Raw genomic sequence first — 17,233 nt, 5'->3', positions numbered from 1 at the left:
TTGAAAATTTACTTATAGGTTCATTTGTTGGATTGCTTCCAAATGATTCTTCCAAGTGGAATATACTCCTTCATACTGCTCATAGAAATGCTCATTTGGTTCTATTGTTTCTAGTAATTCCAATCCAGCAAAAGCCTCTGATTCGTTAGCAAATACGCCGGATCCGATTCCTGCACCTCTGGCTGCTCCCTGTGCACCGTCTGTATCGTACAATTCCAGCACAACTTTATTCATGTGAACGAAGGTCTTGCGGAAAACCGGACTGAGAAACATATTTGCTTTTCCGGCTTTCACAGTCTTAAGATCCAATCCCATTTCCTGCATGATCCGGAAACCAAAGGTCAGCGCAGAAACTATGCCTTCCTGAGCAGAACGAATCATATGTCTTTTGTCATGCTTGAGGAGGTCTAAGCCTAGCATGTGAGCTCCTATATGCTGATTTTGCATGATTCGTTCAGATCCATTGCCAAACGGAATGAACGTCAACCCTTCAGAACCTATTGGCACAGAACTACCCAGATTATTCATTTCATCATATTCAATATGACCTGCCCCCATGATTTTTTTCAGCCAGCTATTTAGAATACCTGTTCCATTCACACAAAGCAAAACACCATAAGATGGTTTTTGCACGGAGTGATTTACATGGACAAAGGTATTAACTCTGGATAAAGGATCATGAAGTGGCTTGTCCGAGACTCCATACACAGTACCTGAGGTACCGGCTGTGGTCGCCAATTCCCCTGATTTTAGAACTTGAAGTGAAAATGCATTATTAGGCTGATCTCCAGCTCGGTATGAAATAGGAACTCCTTCCTCTATTCCAGTAACTTCAGATGCTAAAGCAGACACTCTTCCTTGAATCGAATAAGATGGAAGCACCTCTGGAATCCAAGATTTAGAAATCTGGTAGTTTTCCAAGACCTTATCACTCAGGCCGTTTTTCTGAAAATCCCAGAATATCCCCTCAGACAAGCCTGTTTCGGAAGTGCAAATCTCTCCGCTTAATCTCATAGCTATGAAATCACCCGGAAGCATCATCTTGTGGATTTTTGCTGCTAATGCTGGCTCATTTTCTATCACCCAGCGAAGCTTTGATGCAGTGAAATTGCCCGGTGAATTCAGTAAATTTTTTAGGCAATACTCTTCGCCAAGTTCCTTGAAAGCCTTTTCTCCTATGCTTACTGCACGGCTATCACACCATATAATTGACGGTCTCAAGACGTTTTGATCCGCATCCACCAATACCAATCCATGCATTTGGTAGGCGATACCGATTCCTTTCAATTCTCCCTTCTTTACTGAAGTCTTGCTGAGTACATAGCGGATAGAATGCTGCACATACTTCCACCATGTATCAGGATCTTGTTCGGCCCATCCTTTCTCAGGCGAATCGATAATCATTTCTTCCTCTGGAAATGCCTTTGATATCAAAGCCTTACCGGAATCTGCATCTAGTAAGGAGGTTTTGACAGAGGAGCTTCCAATGTCTATTCCTAATAATAAACTTCTCATTTATAATATGTTTACCAGAATACAATATACAATGCTGCAGTAATGCCTGCAATCAGAACAGCACCAATTTTAAATGTGGAACTTGTACTGAACAGATCTTTATTGATCTCAATGCTGTTTGGATGATCTTTTCCTTTACCCTCTACCAAGCTAATTACGATCATCAACGCAGCCAGAATCAAAAACACGATACCCATTCTATCGATGAAAGGCAGATCTGGGAAAACAATTTTCAACACCACAGAAAGAGGGATACTCAGTGCAGCACCTGTCAATGCGGCGTTTGAAGTTGTCTTCTTCCAGAACACGCCAAAGAAGAAAATGGCAAATACACCAGGACTAATGAATCCAGTATATTCCTGAATAAACTGGAATGCCTGATCCAATTCACCCAATGCTGGAGCGACAACAGAGGCTACACCAAAAGCAACTAATGCGGTTATTCGGCCAACTTTTACCTGCTTCGCTTCAGAAGCGCCTTTTCCAATGTATTTATTATAAATATCCATTGTAAAAATAGTGGAGGTACTATTGGCCATAGAAGCTAATGAAGAGACAATCGCTGCTGTCAAAGCTGCAAATGCAAGGCCTTTCAATCCTACTGGCAATAATTGAAGTAATGTCGGATAGGCTCTATCTGATTTTATAAGTCCAGTAACTGGATCTTTCATTGATTCTATAAAACCAACGTCTATTCCGTTTTTCACAATTACAAAAGCTGCGATACCGGGAATCACCACGATCAGTGGCATAAGTAATTTCAAGAAACCTGCGAAAATCATCCCTTTCTGGGCTTCGTCGAGGCTTTTTGCAGCTAATGCTCGTTGTGTGATATATTGGTTGAAACCCCAATAGCTGAGATTGGTAATCCACATACCTCCTACCAATACGGAAATCCCAGGGAGATCGAGATAGGCATCACGAGTTCCACCAGATCCATCAGGTATCATCATTTCACCTCGAGACAAAATCATAGAGAAGTGTCCAGGGACTTCTCTTCTCAACAATCCTAACCCTTCCCACGCGTCACCACTACCAACCATCTGAAGAGCGATGTATGTAGTAGCAAGCCCACCTGCTATCAAAAAGACCACCTGGATCACATCTGTCCATGCAACTGCCTTCAGTCCGCCATAAATGGAGTACACCATAGCAAAAAGTGCCAATCCAAAAATTCCGTAACCCATTGGCACATTGAGTATGGTATTCAAACTCAAAGCTCCTAGATACAATACTGAGGTAAGGTTGACAAAAACATAAAGTAGCAACCAGAAGATTGCCATGGTGGTTCTTACTCTAGTATCGTATCGATCGAGTAAGAATCCAGGCATTGTATAAATACCTTTTTTGAAATAAATCGGCAAAAAGAAAATAGCAACTACCAATAAGGTGACGGCAGCCATCCATTCGTAGGTAGAAATGGCCAATCCTAGGGCGAAACCAGATCCTGACATACCAATGAACTGCTCTGCAGAAATATTGGAAGCAATCAAAGACGCCCCTACTGCCCACCATGGCAATGCTTTAGAAGCAAGAAAGTAATCGGATGAGTTCTTAACATGTCCTTTCTTCTCACGGGACACAAAAATACCCATTCCGATGATAAGTAAACAATAGCCGATAAAGACGGCTAAATCTAAAGGTTCTAAGAGCATAAATTGTTAGGTTAGGTTATGGGCAGTTAGTTTGGGTAAGCGACTAATCTTATTAGAATAGGCCGTTAAAGATAATATTTTAGATATAAGGTCAGTATAAAAAAATGCCTATTTAAAAATCATTCAAATATTTGGTTTAAAAATAATGTTGGCTGAGTGGAAAACTTCCTCTGTCCAAAACTCGCCAAATAACTGATGCCTGTGCAGTTACTTATAAAAACATGCGAAGCATCTTCCAATTCTGAAATATTAAATTCCCCTTCTTTATAAAGCAATGAATTTCTATCTAGATGCTCCAGAATTAGTTGACGACTCACCCCATTAATACAACTACAGCTCAATGAGGGGGTGAAAACAATCCCGTCTTTTATCCAAAAAATATTTGAGGAACCAGATTCGGAAATATAACCTCTGTAATCAAGTAGAATTATTTCATCCAATTCTCTCTCTTTTCTCTCTACGTTTGCCAAAACGTAGGGTAAAGCATTAAGAGTCTTAAATGAACTCCAAAGTGTGGGAAACAACTGAACTTTTGAGGAAACATCAACTTTCTCTTTTATGCTCGGAGCTGCGCTAAACTCGGTGATCTGCAAAGTTTGCGACACTTCAGCGCTTTCTGGTGTGTACTTACCTAGCCCCGCACGGAAAACAGTCCATCGAATTCGCTTTCGTTTACCTGACACGAAGCTTTCCAATAGTGAAATCAGCTCATGGGAAGCAATCATGGAAGCATCTAATCCCAAAACCTCCATTCCACTCTTCAAGCGCTGCAAATGCTTATCAAAAAAACGTACGTGATTTTGATCCCAGACCATGGTCTCAAACAGTCCATCCCCATAACTAGTAGCTCTGTTAGGCAACTTTAAACCATCTTCACAGAACCAAGTCTTGGCAGCAGGGGATTTCTGGAAAATTGTTACGATTTCGGTCATAAAACTGTTCATAATCGGTCAAACTATTGTTTTGTAAAAAATGAAAATGTTAAACTATGTAAACATGTTACCATTTAAATCGATTCTGCACAATAAATATTAATAGTTGCATGAAATCATAAGAACGATTTACCTTAGCATCAAAATTGGAACAATAGACCCAAATGGCAAAAAAAAGTAGCGTTTTTGATATGATTGGACCAATAATGATAGGCCCATCCTCCTCGCATACAGCGGGAGTCGTAAGAATCGCTAGAGCTGCCGTTCGTGTTTTGGGAGGAAAACCTGACGATGCTACTGTCACCTTTTATAATTCCTTTGCAAGAACTTATGAAGGACATGGAAGTGACCGAGCGATAATTGGTGGCCTGATGGATTTTAAAACTGACGATCCAAACATCAAAATTGCTCTTGAAATAGCTAAAGAAAAAGGATTTACTTTCCGGTTCAAATCAATTGGGAACTCTTCCATCCATCACCCAAATACGATTAAACTAAACCTGAGAAAAGATGATAGAACCGTAGAAGTCGTAGGAGAAAGTTTAGGTGGTGGATTGATTAACATCTCAGAAGTTGATGGATTTGTCGCAAATTTTTCTGCTGCTGATCATACACTTATAATCAAGGCTAAAGATATTTCAGGAGCCATCGCATTCATTTCTGCTGTGATCGCTCAGGAAAAAGCCAACATTGCTACCATGTCTGTATCTAGAAAGGGCAAGAACGACCTTGCATGCCACGTGATAGAAATGGACTCCGGTATACAAGAAATCACACTAAATTACCTTAAATCATTATCCTGGATTACAGAATTAATTTACATACCTGACATTGACCTTTAACTACACTATGAGAAAATTCCTACTAGGCTTAGCCTTGGCGACTGGGATTGGTTTTTCAACTTTTGCACAAGAAACTGTGATTCCATCTAGTCCCATCGACTTAGAAACAGCTGTCAAAATTGCATTGGAAAATAACCTGACGCTGAAAAGAAGCGAACTAAACCAACTTACCAACGAAGCCACACTACTCCAAAACCAAGGGCAACGCTACCCAAATTTTACTACTGGAGCAAGCTCTGGATATAGATGGGGTAGATCTATTAACCCAGTTACAAACCTTTTTGAAACTGCACGGATTGGTAATATCAACGTCTCTGCTTCATCGAATGCAACAATTTTTGCAGGCAACCAAATCAATAATTCAATCAAGCAATCGAAGGTGGATTTGGAAGCTGGGATGTACAACATTGAAGCTACAAAAAATGACATTACGCTAAATATTATCAATTTATTTATCAATGTCGTATTTAATAGAGAACAGGTAAATGTTGCTGAAAATCAGCTATTAACAACTAAGGATCAATTGACTCGCACTACCAAATTGGTCGATGCTGGGTCTTTGCCATTGTCTGACCAACTGGATGTACAGGCACAAAATGCCACCAATCAGGTAAATTTGGTAAATGCCAAAAACAATTATAACATCGCAAAGCTAAATCTAGCTCAGGCATTACAAATACCCTATACTCTTGATTTCTCAGTAATCGAGCCCAAGTTCGAAATAAATGAATCTCTGATGGCTACTGAAACTCCCAAAGACATTTACCAAATTGCTATTGAAACAATGCCCGAAATCAAAGCAGCCCAGGCAAATATTTTGAGTTCAGAATATGGAGTCAAACTCGCCAAAGCAGGTTACTTTCCTACTCTAGGAATCGGAGCAAACATATTTTCCAATTATGTAGATCAATCTTTTGGCAGGGAAAGACCAACCTTTGGTCAACAGATAGACAACAACCTTTCTGAAGCTCTAAATCTTCAATTAAGCATACCTCTTTTTTCCAGGCTGAACAATAAGGCTAATGTACAGCGAGCAAGAGTGCAGAAGCAAATCAGTGAAGTAGCAGCCTTGGAAGCAGAGAATCAGTTAAGAAATGATATCGAAACTGCTTACAACAGTGCCCTTGCAGCACAATTGACATATGAATCATCCCTTGTGCAAGTTCAGAGCCTCAAGGAAACTTTTAGAATTTCACAGCAACGCTTTGACCTTGGAGCAATCAACTCGGTAGATTTTCAGGTAGCCCAAAACAATCTTTTCAATGCGCAGGCTGATTTGCTAAACGCTAAATACACTTATATTTTCAGAGTAAAAGTTCTTGATTTTTACCTGGGTAATCCAATTAATCTTAATTAAACCATGGCCAATAAGAAATCAAATAAGTTATTGTATTACCTCCTTGGAGGTATAGTAGTCCTAGTTATTTTTGCAGTAATCGCCAAAAATGCCGGCTGGGTAGGCGGAGACAAAGAAACTCAAGTAGAAGTGGCTACCGTAAAAAGAGTCTCAATCATTGAGAAAGTAAGTGCATCCGGTGAGATCCAACCAGAAGTAGAAGTTAACCTAAGTCCTGACGTGGCAGGTGAGATCATTGAGCTCAATGTACAAGAGGGTGATTCTGTAGCTGTAGGAAAACTTTTGGTTAAAATCAGGCCTGATAATTTTATCTCAGCGCTGGATAGAACCAAAGCTAACTTCAGTCAGCAGGAAGCTAATCTTTCTCAATCCCGTGCTGCATTGCAGAGATCTGAGGCACAATACACCCAGGCTGAGCAAAATTTCAATAGACAGAAGATTCTTTATGAGCAGAAAGCTATTTCTGAAGCAGACTTCGAGCAAGCACAGGCTGATTACATTTCTTCCCAAAAAGATTTGGAAGCCGCAAAGCAAAGTGTTCGCGCCTCAGAATTTGTGGTAAAAAGTTCTCAAGCATCAGTAGATGAAGCATCTGAAAACCTGAGATTAACCAATGTTTATTCTCCTGTAAGCGGGATTGTATCTAATCTTCTCGTAGAGCAAGGTGAACGTGTGGTAGGAACTCAACAAATGGCAGGTACTGAGATGTTGACTATCGCTGATCTTTCTAAAATGGAAGTTCGTGTAGATGTCAATGAAAATGATATCGTGAGATTGAGCATGGGAGACACTACTATTATCGATGTCGATTCATATGCTTACACAGGTAAGACTTTCAAAGGTGTAGTTACCAGCATCGCCAATACTGCCAACGTCAAAGCATCGGCAGATGCAGTAACAGAATTTAAGGTCAAAATCAGAATTTTAAATGATTCTTATCAAGACTTGGTAAGTGAAGGCAAGAAATATCCTTTCCGTCCAGGAATGACTGCTTCAGTGGAGATTCTTACAAACTCTAAAAGCGACGCACTCGCTGTTCCTCTAGCTGCAGTGACGACTAGGGAGAATAAGCTAGACACGCTGGTAGCAGGAACTACTCGTGCAAAGGAATTGGTATTTGTAAATGATGGAGGCGTTGCCAAATTGAAAGAAATCAAAACAGGTATTTCTGATTTCCAGAATATAGAAGTATTGGAAGGCTTAACGGAAGGTGAGCAAATCATCTCGGGTCCCTACTTCATCGTAAGTAAGGATCTGAAAGAAGGTGATAAAGTAGCTCCTGTAGAAGGGAAAATTATGGTAATTAAGAAGGATTAAAAAGTAGGGACAAAAGATTATTTGCCCCTACTTTTCACCTATTATAAAACCAAAAAAGCCCTGCGAATTAATTTCACAGGGCTTTTTATTACGATTTATTTGGTTCAAGTCACCTGACTAGGACATAACAAGATGCACATTAGGGGCGAACGATTATTCGCTCCTACCATTTTTTCAACTGAGCATAAACCAGATGAAGTGGAAAACCCATCACATTATAATAGGAACCCTCGATCCGCTCCACTCCCATGAATCCTATCCATTCCTGAATACCATAGGCACCAGCTTTATCCATTGGTTTGTAGTGACGTATGTAATGCCAGATCTCTTCCTCCTCCAGAAATCTGAAAGTCACTTTCGTTTCATCCTCCAGCGTGATTTGTCTGGACTTATCTCTGAATGTAACCGCTGTCATCACCGAATGAGATGAGCCTGAGAGGCTTTTAAGCATATCAAAAGCTTCCTCTTCAGTATTGGGCTTGCCTAAGACATGTCCATCAGCTATCACCACCGTATCTGAAGTGATGAGAATTTCATTCTCAATAAGTTTCTCTGTAAAAGACTCAGATTTCAACTTGGAGAGATAAGCAGCCACGTACTCAGCCTGAATATCCTTTGGGATGGTCTCATCCACGGTGTTAACTCTCACTTCGAAATCAATTCCTAATCCCTTCAGCAATTCTTGGCGTCTGGGGGAATTAGAGGCGAGTATAATTTTCTTTTTGGTTAGATTACTCAAAAAAGGCTCCATAGTCGAAATCAAATTCATTTTGTTTAATACTGGCGAAAAGCAATCCACCCAGCGCTTTTGGATAGAAATAGGTGGATTTCTGAGGCATCACTTCACCGCTTCTACATACTTCCAAAACTTGCTCCATCTCTAATTCTCGGGTAATGACAGCAAAGCTTGCTTTGCCTGAGCGGACTTCATGTATGCACCTGGAGAAATTACGCTCATAAGTAAGTTGATCAGAGTTTCTTTGATCAGCTACCGGGATATTCAATATTCTTGCAAACAGCACCTCATGAAGCACTGCCAAATCAAGCTGCCTGATACTTTCGGGTAAGTGTAGATTCATCAGATCCATCTTTCCCGCTTTCAATTTCAGGGTGTAGCTCTCCTCTCCCATTACTAATCCAAAGGTATGAGGTTTGTGAAAAGCATAAGCCTCCAATTCTTCAGGATCAGCAAATTTTTTCACCTCAAACCATTCTTTAATCTTTTCCAATAATAAATCCTGCGATAACTCCAATCCATAAAATAAGCGGTGTGTTGGAAGTATTTTCAGATGATTTCCGCTTGTATTGGTAAGATACATCAGGTGATAATCATGTCCTTTCCAGCGTGACTCAGCCAATTTCCCCTGCATTGACTTTCGGTATTCTATTGCTCCTTCGAGTCGATGGTGTCCATCCGCCAGAATTACTTGTTTGTCTTTTAATACCTCCAAAAAACATCGGATAATATCGGGATCCTGGATCACTGCCATCACTTCTCTTACTCCCTGATAATCTTCAAGTTCATAGAGTGGATTTGCAATAGCCTCATCCATGTAATTCTCTAGCTGCTCCTCGGTATCTTCATACAGTCCGTGTGTAGGACTAGCCTGAATTTGCGTTTGTCGCAATAATTCAATCCGGTCATTCACAGCAGAAACGATAGTATTCTCATGCCTCAAAATGACTTCATCGCTCCATTCATAAGCCTTGATCTGAGCAATAAATCCCTTTCTACAGCGCTCATCATGCTCTCCCGGCAAGCGAAAATATTGATAGTACACGTAGATTCCAGGCTGTGCATCCTGATGGATTATTCCATCAGATTTCCAATCGAGGAGTGTTTCCTGCGCATTTTGAGCGGGGTTTTCTCCCTTAGGAACTGAGAGGTGTATGCTATTCAGAGGATTCTCATAGAGTAATTTCCGCTGACGAGCTGAGACCACATCAAAAAGTGGCGCTGTCAATTCCTCCATTTTAGGAGTCAAAGCTTCGGCATATCGCCAAGCTTTTAAAGGTAGTATCTCTGCCATCTTACTGAAGTCTATTTCTCCAAGCTGATTCTTTATTGGAAATTGATTCAGACTTCAAAAGTCCTGAAGGTTTATTTTTAGTGAAAAACTCGACAGCCAATGCTGATAGTAACTCCAACTCTGATTCGGAAAATTCCTGCTCCAAAACCGATGGACTGAAATAGTTCTCTACAAATTTGGTATCAAAGTCACCACTCACAAAAGCATCATGAGTAATCGCAAACTTGCAGAAATCAAGCGTAGTCTGAATCCCAACAATTTTATAATCTTCAATTGCCCGCACCATTTTTTCAATCGCTGACTGACGATCTTCTGCATGAGTGATCAATTTGGCAATCATAGGATCATAATAGATCGGAATGTCCATTCCCTCTTCGAAACCATCATCAACACGAATCCCAGCCCCTTGAGGACGTTTATACGTCTCAAGTTTTCCGATATCTGGGAGGAAGTTGTTCTTTGGATCTTCTGCATAGACACGTACTTCCAGGGAATGTCCGTTGATTTTCAAATCATCCTGAGTAAAGGAAAGTGGTTTTCCCTCTGCTATTAATATTTGCTCTCGAACAAGGTCCTTTCCAATGATCATCTCTGTCACCGGATGCTCGACTTGAAGTCTGGTATTCATTTCCAGGAAAAAGAAATTCAATTCCCCATCGACAATGAATTCTACGGTGCCAGCTCCATAATAGTCACAGGCCTTTGCTACGCCGACCGCTGCTTCCCCCATAGCCTTTCTCATCTCAGGAGAAACAACCGCCGATGGAGCCTCTTCTATCACTTTCTGATGTCTTCTCTGAATGGAACACTCTCTCTCAAACAAGTATAGAATATTTCCCTGCTGATCTCCCAGCACTTGAATCTCAATATGTCTGGGAGAGCTGATGTACTTTTCTATAAACACCGCACTATCGCCAAAGGAAGACTGAGCTTCGCTGACGGCACGCTGCATTTGTTCCTCAAATTCGGCCTCATTCTCAACTACCCTCATTCCTTTGCCTCCGCCACCTGCACTCGCTTTGATCAGAATGGGGTATCCAATCTCGGCAGCACGCGTTTTTGCAACAGGAATATCAGAAATAGCCTCCTCTGTACCCGGCACCAACGGAATATCATACTTTGCAACGGCTTGTTTTGCAGCAAGCTTACTTCCCATGACTTCGATAGCTTCTGGCGAAGGTCCAATAAAAATCAATCCCGCTTCCTGGACTTTTCTGGCGAAATCAGCATTTTCCGAAAGAAAGCCATAGCCAGGGTGTATTGCATCTACGCCTAGCTCTACGCACACAGCAATTATTTTGTCTCCCAATAAATAGGACTTCGCTGAAGGTGGTGGCCCTAAACAGACCGCTTCATCAGCAAAAAGCACATGTGGAGAAAGTCTATCTGCCTCACTGTAAACAGCTACCGTCGCAATGCCCATTTCTCGGGCAGTTCGCATGATTCGCAAGCTGATCTCTCCTCTATTTGCAACTAGTATTTTTTTGATTTTTGCCATTATCTCTGGTATTAAAAGCTGATTTTTTGGGTTTCGGCTAAATAAAGAAAATAATCTGAGCTTTGTAAAGAATCATTTGTTTCGCTACCGTTTTTTGCATGTCAGGCATATAAGTTTTATTTTTGACGGATTTTAATGAACAGATCATTAAATCCACTAACACTTAAATTCGAAAGCTTTGGATCTATTTGCAAAATTAAAAATGAACATGGGCCCGTTGGGCAAACACTCTGAGTTCGCTGATGGCTATTTCTCCTTCCCCAAACTAGAAGGCGAAATTGCTCCGAGAATGAAATTTCAGGGGAAGGATGTTCTAACCTGGAGTTTGAATAATTACCTAGGCCTCGCAAATCATCCGGAAGTACGTAAAGCTGATGCAGATGCAGCTGCTCAATACGGTGCTGCTTATCCAATGGGAGCACGTATGATGTCAGGGCAGACCAGCCTTCATGAGCAACTTGAGGATGAATTGGCAGCTTTTGTCCACAAAGAGAAGGCCTATTTGTTGAATTACGGATATCAAGGCATCATGTCTGTGATAGACTCACTTCTTGATAGAAAAGATGTAGTAGTGTATGATTCAGAATGTCATGCCTGTATCATTGATGCACTTAGAATGCACTTGGGAAAGCGCTACGTTTTCCCACATAATGATATTGAAAGCTGTGAAAAGCAGCTGGAAAGAGCAACTAAACTTGCCAATGAAACTGGAGGAGGAATCCTTGTGATTACCGAAGGTGTATTTGGAATGACTGGAGATCAGGGCAAGCTGAAAGAAATCGTTGAGCTTAAAAAGAAGTTTGATTTCAGATTACTCATTGACGATGCGCATGGTTTCGGTACAATGGGTAACACCGGTGCCGGTACAGATGAAGAGCAAGGTGTACAGGATCAGGTAGATCTTTACTTCTCTACATTCGCCAAGTCTATGGCAAGCATCGGGGCATTTATCGCTGGTGATCCAGAGGTGATTTTATTCTTGAGATACAATATGCGTTCTCAGATCTTTGCCAAGTCTCTTCCTATGATTTTTGTAGCTGGAGCATTAAAGCGTCTTGAGCTATTGAGAACTCAACCTGAGCTGAAAGACAATCTTTGGAAAATCGTGAAAGCACTTAGGAAAGGACTTCATGACAATGGCTTCAGCACAGGAAAATCAAACTCTCCAGTGACGCCTGTGGTGCTAAATGGTACTGTAGGTGAGGCTGCCGCATTGACTCAGGACCTTAGAGAAAACTACGCTATCTTCTGTTCAGTAGTAATTTACCCGGTGATACCTAAAGGAATGATTATCTTAAGATTAATTCCTACTGCAGTGCATACACTTCAGGATGTAGAAGAGACCATCACCGCTTTTGCGGCAATAAAGGAAAAACTAACTAGTGGAGTATATAAAAATTCCGAGTTTGCGATTTCAGTTGGTGAGTAAAAAAAGCAAATAAAATGGCCTCAGGATTGATTTAGTAAGTATTTGGGCTATATTGATTTGCAATAAACTTATCATCAACCTAAAAAACACTTTTACTATGAGCAAATTTAGTGAAGTAAGCGAACTGGTGAATTCTCTTAAAAACGATTTCGAAAAGTTCTACGACAAAGGAAATTCCGCAGCTGGTACACGAGTTAGAAAAGGAATGCAAGACTTGAAAAACGTGGCTCAAGACATTCGTAAAGAAGTTCAAGACAAAAAGAACGAAGGATGATTCCCGCAACAAAAAAAAGGTGACTAATCAGTCACCTTTTTTTATGCAATTTCATCTAAAAGAGAGACTTAATACACCACTTTATTATTTTCCTGATTGATGTCTGCTAGCCTCTTGCTAGGATCTATCTCAATGGATTTGATTGTGTTTGATTTTTTGTTGATTCTGATAGTTTTGGTAAGATTTGTCCAAGGCCAATCTTCAGAAATCACCCGCGTTGCAGCACCGGATTCAGGCGCTTTTTCTCCTCTCATGATTTCCAGAGGCAAATACACCATCTCGGATGAGCCATCAGAATAAGTAATCACCAAGTCTATAGGCATCGGCATCAAACCAATTCGCTCCAGTGTAATATCTGTTTCCTCGCCTTGAGCTTTTACTGAATTGATCCCATAATCAATGGTTTTGGTAGTATTTACAAAGTATTCCTTATACCAATCTAGCTCCAAGCCGCTCTCCTTCTCCATGATTCGAATAAAGTCATTCACATTTGGATGTTTAAATCCCCATGTATTCCAATAGTTCAGCATTCCTTCATCTTTAGCTTCATCGCCAATGATGTAACCCATCTGAGCTAAAAACACAGCACCCTTTGAATAAGCGGCAGAACTGTAGGCAGCATTAGTATGGTAGTGATCAGCATGAGTACTCATCGGCTCTTCCTTGCCCGAACTGACTAACCTGAAATATCCGGCGTAAGAGCCTCTTAGAGGAGCTTCGCTGGATTGGAATATATCAGACATGGTGAGAGCAGACGCATAGCTGGCAAAACCTTCGTCCATCCAAGGATAAAGGGCTTCATTTGTAGCTATTACACCCTGAAACCAGCTATGTGCCAATTCATGAGCCATCACACTAACAAGCCCATTTAGGTTGCGGCCGCCAGTTACAAGAGTGGACATAGGATATTCCATTCCACCATCACCGCCTTGAATTACCGAATATTGCTCATAAGGGTACTCACCAAAATGCTCAGACATAAACTCAATGGCTTTTGGAGTGTATTCCATAAGCTTCACCCAGTTTTCGGTAGTTTCGTTTGATGGGATATAAAGATGGTGCACAGTCACTCCAATATCCATTAATAATTTATCGTGACGATAGTTAGGATCAGCGGCAAACATAAAATCATGAACTTTTGGCGCTTTGAAATGCCACGTCAGCTTAGCTCCTTTAGCAGGAGCTACTTTCACTCCTTCATCTTCATAGCCATGACCAATCTCGTTTGGATTTTGCAAGTAACCTGTTCCACCCAACACATAAGTTTTGTCGATGGAGATCTTCACATCAAAATCACCCCAAATACCATAGAACTCACGCCCGATATATGGGTAAGCATGCCAACCTTGCTCGTCATATTCAGACATTTTAGGATACCACTGAGACATAGAATATCTCACTCCTTCTTCACTATCTCTTCCTGATCTTCTGATCTGCACAGGTACTTGGCCATTGAAAGACATTTCGAATTTGGCGTCTGAATTTGGAAGGATAGGCTCAGTAAGTTCAACTTCCAGTATTGTCCCAACTTCTTTGTAATCAACATCCTTACCGTTCATTTTTAAGCTACTTACTCTTAAATAACCAATCTCATCTGGCTTCAATTTGCTAATGCGATCGCCCACTCTACGGTCTGGATCAGCAATGCTTCTGGATCTCTCGTCCATCATACTGCCTGGCTGAAAAGCATTGTAGAACAGATGATAAAACACCCGATCTAGCGTGTCAGGAGAATTGTTGGTATAAATCAATACTTGAGTTCCTGTGTATTGATTGGTGTTGACGTCCATATTGACGTCCATTTGATAATTCGCAGCTTGCTGGAATCTACCTGTCTGGGCAGAGACTCCGCTACTAAGTACCATTAAAAGAAAAAGCCCGTAAATAGGCTTAGCCAAATTAATATGCATAATCATGTAATTTTTTATAAATAAAACCAATTAGAAAAGCGATCCCAAACCATCAGTCAAAAATTGGGAGTAAATTATTCCCAAAAATTTAATTATGGTTGCAGCCAATAGGTAATCATTTTAATTATAAATAATGGAGCGCATGGAACAAACTCCAAGCGCTCTATTATTTACTCCTCAATTAATTGACTTTAATCAGCCGCTTAGTAATTGTTTCAAAATTGATCTGCACTTGAACTTGATATAATCCATTGCTCAATTCTCTTAGATCTATTTTTCGGATAAATCCTTTTTCATAATCTCCAGATTCCTCCAAGACTAATCTGCCCGCTGCATCAAACATCTTCAAAGTAACGATCGATGGCGTTGAGAAATCTATTTTTACGTTTGTTTCTAGTGAAGCTGGATTAGGATAAACACGTACTGTGTTAGGCACGTTTTCACGAGATAAAGTGAAGTCTTTTTCAATTACATTCCCCACAATATCCTTACTAGCTACATTAATGGAGAAAGACTTCATATCAACTGTTCCGCCTTTCCAAATCAATCGATTCTCCTCTACATATAAGTTTGGATTTTCTATGATAGTATATTCATGGTAATCATCAGCCGGATCGACAGTTTGCAAAATCCCGACTACGCTGCCAGTTCTTACATTAAGCGGAATTAGTTTTGCAGAGAGCTGAATGTCAATCGGAGCAGGTTTGTCTAGTACCAACACCGAGGCTTGGATATTTTCAGAAGAGACAGAGGATAAAGAGTCTTTCAACAAGCCACCTACAAATTGTACACCCTCTAAAATTGGGTCATACAGATTCATATCCCAAACTACTGTTTTTCCAGAAAGCTCCTCTTCTACTTTATTCAGTTTATCCTGAAGTGCCTCTTTGGAAGTATTCCAGTCCACCATGATTAATTCTGATTCTCTGACAGACCAGTTATGTCCAAAAGGACTTTGTACCAAAACCTTTCCACCAGTTAGATTAGTGGTAGCTTCTTTGCTATCGGAAGCTCCTTTCTCATTACCATAGACAACTTCATTGGTCGCAGTTTTCCAGATCTTAATTCTAATCTTATCAGCCTTCTTATAGTACCACTTATTAAACGGATACTTTTTATCGCTGTCAATTGTGGAAATCATAAATGAATATCCTGATTGCCCATTGATACTACCGCGACCTTTGAAGACTGCTTTATAACCGGAAAGTACCAAGGACATATCAGTATAGGAAGAACTTTTGAAGATCAAACCATCAATTTTAAACTGGAATTCTGAATTCCTATCCACCTTATTACCTACGTACCTAGATTTGGCTACAAATCCAAAATTGGCCCGGCCCTCAGTATTTGGATTAGTTGTGTAGGCGCCTTTAGGAGACCAGAAAGTCCCTCCTCCTGCTACAAAGAATCCAAATGGATGATAGATCACAACTAGATCAGTTAATCGCTCAATCCGATTACCACAATTATCGATTACAACCAACTTAGGCTGGTAAACACCCGGTTTTCTATAGTAATGTTGGGCACCATATCCAGAATCGTCATCATCACAATTCCAATCGTGGTAATGAGAGAAAAAGAAATGGGAATTAAACGATGGATTAAATTTGCTAGAGCTTGCTGTCGAGATTTTATGACGCGGATTATAGCCAGAACCAGAATTATCAACAGATGTAGTAGTTCCATCATCCCAATCCCAATAAGCTTCTTCGACAGATCCCACAACCATAGCAGAAACTTTAATCTTGGAGTAAACAGGTTTTGGATCTAAAGGACTGGAAATAGACAGGATTGTCAATTGACTATCGCATGGTTCATCACAGCTGTTAGGTATTCCAGGATTTATCAATTCATCCGTATCATCACAATCATCTGAGTTGATTACATATCCCACAGGCATATTACAAGATTCGATCGTGCTTGCTGAATCTCCATAGCCATCTCCATCCTGATCTCGGAAGTAGGTATTCAAGCCAACTGCATCCGGATCTTCACCGTCTATCAATCCATCACAATCATTGTCTTTGCCATCGCAAAGCTCTGGAGCGCCTGGGTAAATAGTATCATCGGAATCATGACAATCGCCTTGGTTTGGTGTAAATCCATCACCATCTAAATCCAGATCACTTGGATCAATAGCATTCACTATAATAGTAACAATGGCTTGTCCAAATCCTTGATTTCCGTTCACATCAGTAATTGTAAGCGTGACAATATTTTCACCTTCGTCAGCTGCTGTAAACAATGTCTTACTTAACCCAAAGGACTGAATTCCACAATTATCAGAAGATCCGTCATCTATATCGGAAGCTTCTAGAATTAACTCATCTTCCTGATCAATAGTAAATGATCTATTTCTGGTAATTACAGTTGGTAATTCATCGTCGGTCACCGTAACATTGAAGCTACAGATTGACTGGTTACCCGCCACATCAATAGCAGTATAGATTACTTGAGTAATTCTCACAGGGAAA

13 protein-coding genes are annotated in these 17,233 nt (G+C 40.5%); 5 read left to right on the top strand and 8 right to left on the bottom strand.

Annotation, left to right across the window (positions count from 1 at the left end):
• Positions 1-12: 12 nt before the first annotated feature.
• The 3 genes from BVH04_RS13995 to BVH04_RS13985 all read right to left on the bottom strand — a co-directional run bounded on the left by BVH04_RS13995 (position 13) and on the right by BVH04_RS13985 (position 4,102).
• Positions 13-1,515, bottom strand: a complete 1,503-nt coding sequence (locus BVH04_RS13995; RefSeq protein WP_086542095.1) for a xylulokinase — start codon at positions 1,513-1,515, stop codon at positions 13-15.
• 11 nt (positions 1,516-1,526) lie between these two features.
• A complete protein-coding gene (locus BVH04_RS13990; RefSeq protein WP_086542094.1) occupies positions 1,527-3,170 on the bottom strand; it encodes a sodium/sugar symporter in 1,644 nt (547 codons plus the stop codon).
• 119 nt (positions 3,171-3,289) lie between these two features.
• The gene (locus tag BVH04_RS13985) at positions 3,290-4,102 is read right to left on the bottom strand and encodes an aminotransferase class IV (protein ID WP_169714438.1); all 813 of its coding nucleotides are present in this window, start codon (positions 4,100-4,102) and stop codon (positions 3,290-3,292) included.
• Between the two features lie 164 nt (positions 4,103-4,266).
• Here BVH04_RS13985 and sdaAB point away from each other — a divergent pair, with 164 nt between their 5' ends.
• The 3 genes from sdaAB to BVH04_RS13970 are packed head-to-tail and all read left to right on the top strand — an operon-like array spanning position 4,267 to position 7,618.
• Positions 4,267-4,944, top strand: a complete 678-nt coding sequence (gene sdaAB / locus BVH04_RS13980; protein WP_086542092.1) for an L-serine ammonia-lyase, iron-sulfur-dependent subunit beta — start codon at positions 4,267-4,269, stop codon at positions 4,942-4,944.
• Positions 4,945-4,951: 7 nt separating this feature from the next.
• Complete coding sequence (locus BVH04_RS13975) at positions 4,952-6,301, top strand: TolC family protein (protein WP_086542091.1); 1,350 nt, start codon at positions 4,952-4,954, stop codon at positions 6,299-6,301.
• A 3-nt stretch (positions 6,302-6,304) separates the two neighbouring features.
• The gene (locus BVH04_RS13970; RefSeq protein ID WP_086542090.1) at positions 6,305-7,618 is read left to right on the top strand and encodes an efflux RND transporter periplasmic adaptor subunit; all 1,314 of its coding nucleotides are present in this window, start codon (positions 6,305-6,307) and stop codon (positions 7,616-7,618) included.
• A 163-nt stretch (positions 7,619-7,781) separates the two neighbouring features.
• Here the strand turns inward: BVH04_RS13970 and BVH04_RS13965 are convergent, their stop codons facing one another.
• From BVH04_RS13965 to BVH04_RS13955, 3 genes are read right to left on the bottom strand one after another with little or no spacing between them, the layout of a single operon-like run.
• On the bottom strand, positions 7,782-8,387 hold the full coding sequence (locus BVH04_RS13965; protein WP_240510934.1) for a Maf family nucleotide pyrophosphatase: 606 nt from the start codon (positions 8,385-8,387) through the stop codon (positions 7,782-7,784).
• Complete coding sequence (locus BVH04_RS13960; RefSeq protein WP_086542089.1) at positions 8,350-9,648, bottom strand: DUF1015 domain-containing protein; 1,299 nt, start codon at positions 9,646-9,648, stop codon at positions 8,350-8,352. The genes BVH04_RS13965 and BVH04_RS13960 overlap by 38 nt, the downstream gene beginning before the upstream one ends.
• A 1-nt stretch (position 9,649) precedes the next feature.
• Entirely contained in the window at positions 9,650-11,146 is a 1,497-nt protein-coding gene (locus BVH04_RS13955) for an acetyl-CoA carboxylase biotin carboxylase subunit (RefSeq protein WP_086542088.1), read from the bottom strand.
• Positions 11,147-11,324: 178 nt separating this feature from the next.
• On the opposite strand from BVH04_RS13955, the gene BVH04_RS13950 reads away from it, so the two are divergent.
• Together BVH04_RS13950 and BVH04_RS13945 are read left to right on the top strand one after the other, a co-directional pair.
• A complete protein-coding gene (locus tag BVH04_RS13950) occupies positions 11,325-12,575 on the top strand; it encodes an aminotransferase class I/II-fold pyridoxal phosphate-dependent enzyme (protein WP_086542087.1) in 1,251 nt (416 codons plus the stop codon).
• Between the two features lie 97 nt (positions 12,576-12,672).
• The gene (locus BVH04_RS13945) at positions 12,673-12,849 is read left to right on the top strand and encodes a histone H1 (RefSeq protein ID WP_086542086.1); all 177 of its coding nucleotides are present in this window, start codon (positions 12,673-12,675) and stop codon (positions 12,847-12,849) included.
• A gap of 68 nt (positions 12,850-12,917) precedes the next feature.
• Here the strand turns inward: BVH04_RS13945 and BVH04_RS13940 are convergent, their stop codons facing one another.
• Both BVH04_RS13940 and BVH04_RS13935 read right to left on the bottom strand, forming a co-directional pair.
• Positions 12,918-14,759: a M1 family metallopeptidase gene (locus BVH04_RS13940; protein ID WP_240510933.1), complete on the bottom strand. Its 1,842-nt coding sequence runs from the start codon at positions 14,757-14,759 to the stop codon at positions 12,918-12,920.
• 181 nt (positions 14,760-14,940) lie between these two features.
• On the bottom strand, positions 14,941-17,233 hold a 2,293-nt coding region (locus BVH04_RS13935; protein WP_140160592.1), incomplete at its 5' end, for a T9SS type A sorting domain-containing protein.

This window comes from Algoriphagus antarcticus (assembly GCF_002150685.1).
GTDB classification, from domain to species: domain Bacteria; phylum Bacteroidota; class Bacteroidia; order Cytophagales; family Cyclobacteriaceae; genus Algoriphagus; species Algoriphagus antarcticus.
The sequence above is the reverse complement of the archived record's forward strand: the minus strand, read 5'-3'. Positions and strand labels throughout refer to the sequence as shown.

What these genes read in the sequence shown, in the direction of transcription:
- BVH04_RS13995 (WP_086542095.1), bottom strand. Translation starts at nt 1,515, where the DNA reads ATGAGAAGTTTATTATTAGGAATAGACATTGGAAGCTCCTCTGTCAAA.
- BVH04_RS13990 (WP_086542094.1), bottom strand. Translation starts at nt 3,170, where the DNA reads ATGCTCTTAGAACCTTTAGATTTAGCCGTCTTTATCGGCTATTGTTTA.
- BVH04_RS13985 (WP_169714438.1), bottom strand. Translation starts at nt 4,102, where the DNA reads ATGACCGAAATCGTAACAATTTTCCAGAAATCCCCTGCTGCCAAGACT.
- sdaAB (WP_086542092.1), top strand. Translation starts at nt 4,267, where the DNA reads ATGGCAAAAAAAAGTAGCGTTTTTGATATGATTGGACCAATAATGATA.
- BVH04_RS13975 (WP_086542091.1), top strand. Translation starts at nt 4,952, where the DNA reads ATGAGAAAATTCCTACTAGGCTTAGCCTTGGCGACTGGGATTGGTTTT.
- BVH04_RS13970 (WP_086542090.1), top strand. Translation starts at nt 6,305, where the DNA reads ATGGCCAATAAGAAATCAAATAAGTTATTGTATTACCTCCTTGGAGGT.
- BVH04_RS13965 (WP_240510934.1), bottom strand. Translation starts at nt 8,387, where the DNA reads ATGAATTTGATTTCGACTATGGAGCCTTTTTTGAGTAATCTAACCAAA.
- BVH04_RS13960 (WP_086542089.1), bottom strand. Translation starts at nt 9,648, where the DNA reads ATGGCAGAGATACTACCTTTAAAAGCTTGGCGATATGCCGAAGCTTTG.
- BVH04_RS13955 (WP_086542088.1), bottom strand. Translation starts at nt 11,146, where the DNA reads ATGGCAAAAATCAAAAAAATACTAGTTGCAAATAGAGGAGAGATCAGC.
- BVH04_RS13945 (WP_086542086.1), top strand. Translation starts at nt 12,673, where the DNA reads ATGAGCAAATTTAGTGAAGTAAGCGAACTGGTGAATTCTCTTAAAAAC.
- BVH04_RS13940 (WP_240510933.1), bottom strand. Translation starts at nt 14,759, where the DNA reads ATGCATATTAATTTGGCTAAGCCTATTTACGGGCTTTTTCTTTTAATG.